This window comes from Mesorhizobium sp. M2E.F.Ca.ET.209.01.1.1, assembly GCF_004010375.2.
GTDB lineage: Bacteria > Pseudomonadota > Alphaproteobacteria > Rhizobiales > Rhizobiaceae > Mesorhizobium.
Window position 1 is genome coordinate 1 of sequence record NZ_SADP02000243.1, and the last position, 419, is coordinate 419.

At 62.3% G+C, this 419-nt stretch carries 1 pseudogene; it reads left to right on the forward strand.

Going from position 1 to position 419, the window contains the following annotated elements:
- Nucleotides 1-85 precede the first annotated feature (85 nt).
- Nucleotides 86-419, forward strand: a pseudogene (locus EN852_RS35480) (sulfotransferase); the annotation flags it as partial.

Here is a 419-nt window from a genome sequence, read left to right on the forward strand (position 1 = left end):
GGTAAATCGATGGGCCGCGCCGGCGCTCTGCGCAAAACGGCTATTGAGGCTGGATTCTCCAAACCCCTTTTGCTAGCCAGACAGGATGAGCAACCGATTGCCGCCCGCGTGGGCAAAGCACCTCAAGACCCAACCCTCGCCGAAGGCGGCATCACCGAAGGCTGCGCCATACAAAGCGCAGTCCAAGGCAGGCCCCGACCGCAGCCACGCCGACGACTTGCTTTTACGGCAGGCGCTCGAGTTGCAGCAGGCCCAACGTCTGTCCGAGGCCGAGGAACTGTGCCTCAGGGTCCTGGCTCGCACGCCCAACCATCCGCTGGCCCTGTATATCCTGGGAACGCTCGGGCTCGATTTCGACAACGAAAAGTCACTGCGGTATTTCGCTCGGGCGGTGGCAGAGGATCCGCGGAATCCTTACT